This window comes from Oscillatoria sp. HE19RPO, from assembly GCF_024220515.1.
In the GTDB taxonomy this organism is placed as follows: Bacteria; Cyanobacteriota; Cyanobacteriia; order Cyanobacteriales; family Laspinemataceae; genus Laspinema.
In genome coordinates, this window is record NZ_JAMXOT010000505.1 from 1 (window position 1) to 3100 (window position 3100).

Genomic DNA, 3100 nt, shown 5'->3' on the forward strand with positions numbered 1-3100 from the left:
AGGCGGGCTTTGTCCTGTGAGCCTCCACCCTTGAGGGTGCGGGTTTTTATAGACCTTTGACAACCGGATTCCGTATTAATACCAAATCCGGTTGATAAAAGTCGGTTTTTGGTTTTAGCCCGCGCAGGCGGGCTTTGTCCGTGTAGCCCCACCCTTGAGGGTGCGGGTTTTTATAGACCTTTGATAACCGGATTCCGTATTAAAATTAGAGTCAGGTTTCTTCAGCCCCAATCACCTTTATTCCTCCCCTTTAAAACGGTAATTTTTCCAAAAAATTCAGCTTGTTATAAACTCGAATTAAACTCTGGACATCTACTTCTACAGTCTGTGCGGGGTAATTTTCAATCAATTCCACCACGCTAATCTGCCCATCTTCCGCTGCGGAGAGAACCAAAGAAGCACGCAGGGCTTGACCACTCAACTGCCCCGAAGGTGTCTGAATCATATCCCCCATTTCATCTAATACCCGCTTACCCAGACGATTATTAAGCGCCCGATCCAAAAATCTTGGACTCACGGAAATAGAGCGGTTTAAATGATTCCGAACCTCATCAGGGTTTTGACTCGATAATCCTATATACGATCGCAACGAGAAAGACAGATCTCCCGTCTCAGCAAACCTAGATAAGTCCGCCACAGAGACAGGCGATCGCATAGGTCCATACTTTAGAATAACTTCTTCAGCCGCAGTCGCACTGTTTGGGGAAAGCATTCCTTCCCCAACTCCCAACAGAGCAATCCCCAGAGTTCCAGCCTGGATAATCCGACGCAAAACAGACAACAGAGATAGGCGCATTTTTACCATTTTAATCAATGATTTTATGGGCTGAAGACGAGGAATTCCAAGCAAAAGTTGCTTACTGTAACCAGAAAATCACCCTTGAGTTTTCATCCCCTAAAAATACTCGGAACTTACTGGAACACCTAGTGAAATTTCCCGGAAAACAAGAGAAATGAACGAGTTGATTGAATCATAATTAAGTCTCATGGAGATCGTCCAGACAGGATGGGATAACCGGGACAAGAAACCGGGTTTTTGGCCCTTTCTTTGTGGCAAAGCCCGCCTAAATCTTGTCAAAAAAGGGGGGTTGGTCTTCCCTCTACTGTACCGACCTCCTCGGGATTTAATTTTATCCCAACTGCGTTAATGTAAGCGCCTGTGGGGTTACCCTAAGTCTAACAAGTTTGATGTTTTATCAGAGTAGGACCCATCAGCAAATGAGCAAGCAACTTTCTTTTTTGAGGTTACAACGGGCGAGTTTGGGTCAGGGGACCCTGACCCGGAGATTTAGCCTGATCCCAAATCCGGTTGCAAAAAGTCGGTTTTCTCTCTTAGCCCGCGCAGGCGGGCTTTGTCCGTATAGCCCCACCCTTCAGGGTGCGGGTTTTTATAGACCTTTGAAAACCGGATTGCGTATGACCCTAGTAACCGCCCTAGTTTTGGGGGCGGGAACAGTGGCTCTTCCAGGATCCTGGGCCAATTCAGTCCCCCGAATGCCACTATCCTCGGGAATACAAACAGCCCAAATTCCGGCAAACGCTAGAGTTATCTATGTTAATCCGGTTTTAGGAAGCGATCGCCCCGATGCAGGCAGCAGTGAAGCATCCGCCTATCAGAGTATTACTTACGCCCTCTCCCAAGCCACCCCTGGCACTGTGATTCAGTTGGCCCCTGGAAGTTACACCAAGGATACCGAAACTTTCCCTTTGACCCTCCCCCCGGGGGTTATTCTGCGCGGGGATGAATCCCAGAAAGGGCAGAACGTGCGGATTATTGGCGGGGGTAGCTTTAGCAGTCCCACCTTTGCGGTTCAAAATGTGGCAATTGTCCCGGCCACCGATAGCACGATCGCCGGGGTAGCGGTAACTAACCCCAACACCCGAGGAACCGGCATCTGGATCGAATCGGGAGCAGCAACGGTTCGCAATAGTACCTTTACCAGTAATCTGCGCGAGGGCATTTTTGTCACGGGGACTTCCACGCCCTTGATTGAAAATAGCGTGTTCACGGAAAACGATGGGAATGGGATTTCCATTGCGCGATCGGCGCAAGGGGAAGTTCGGGGAAATATCTTTCAGAACACAGGTTTCGGCTTGGCGATCGGGGATTCATCAGCCCCAATGATTGTGGATAACCGAATTCTGCAAAATATTGATGGGGTGGTGGTGTCCAATTCGGCGAAACCCATCTTTCGCAATAACGTGATTGAGAATAATGAACGGGATGGGATTGTGGCGATCGGGGATGCCTTGCCGGATTTAGGGACTGCTGAATCTGAGGGCAAAAATTACATCCGCAGTAACACCCGCTATGACCTTTATAATGCCACCCGCAACAATACGATTCTGGCGGTGGGGAATGATATTGATGCCAGTCGGATCTCTGGGTTGGTGGAGTTTGTGGCGGCAACGGTAGCTGCGGGATTTCGGGATATTGGGGGTCACTGGGCACAACCTTATATTGAAGCGTTGGCGGCGAAAGGGGTGATTGCGGGATTTAATGATGGGACATTTCGTCCGAATGAGCGGGTGACCCGTGCTCAGTTTGCGGCGATCGTCAATAAAGCGTTTACTGCACGGTCAAATCAGGCTTGTTCGGCGTTTACGGATGTTCGGAGTAATTTCTGGGGCTTTGAGGCGATTCAAACCGCTTGTCGGGGTGGGTTTTTAACGGGATATCCGGGAAATCAGTTCCGCCCGGAACAGCAGATTCCTCGGGTTCAGGTGCTGGTGGCCCTCGCCAGTGGGTTAGGATTGCGTTCGGAGAATATGGGGGTGTTATCGGTGTATTCGGATAGGAGTGGGATTCCGGATTGGGCGCAGACAGCGATCGCCGGGGCGACGGAACAGGGGTTGGTGGTGAATTATCCGATTCGCGATCGCCTCAATCCGAGTCAAGAGGCTACCCGCGCTGAGGTAGCGGCTTTTGTTTACCAAGCTTTAGTCAATGCGGGTCAAGCCGAAGCGATCGCCTCTCCTTATTTGGTGATGGCTCCTTAATTCCTGGATTAGGGCTTATACCAAATCCGGTTGTAATCGGTCTATTAAAACGAATTGTAGGGGCGCTTCGGGAAGCGCCTCCACGGGCGCTTCCCGAAGC

General features: G+C 50.2%; 2 protein-coding genes. One reads left to right on the forward strand and one right to left on the reverse strand.

Annotation, left to right across the window (positions count from 1 at the left end; all coding sequences use genetic code 11):
* Positions 1-250: 250 nt before the first annotated feature.
* The gene (locus NG833_RS30185; RefSeq protein ID WP_254568954.1) at positions 251-805 is read right to left on the reverse strand and encodes an alpha/beta hydrolase; all 555 of its coding nucleotides are present in this window, start codon (positions 803-805) and stop codon (positions 251-253) included.
* 611 nt (positions 806-1416) lie between these two features.
* On the opposite strand from NG833_RS30185, the gene NG833_RS30190 reads away from it, so the two are divergent.
* The gene (locus NG833_RS30190; protein WP_254568955.1) at positions 1417-3000 is read left to right on the forward strand and encodes a DUF1565 domain-containing protein; all 1584 of its coding nucleotides are present in this window, start codon (positions 1417-1419) and stop codon (positions 2998-3000) included.
* Positions 3001-3100 lie beyond the last annotated feature (100 nt).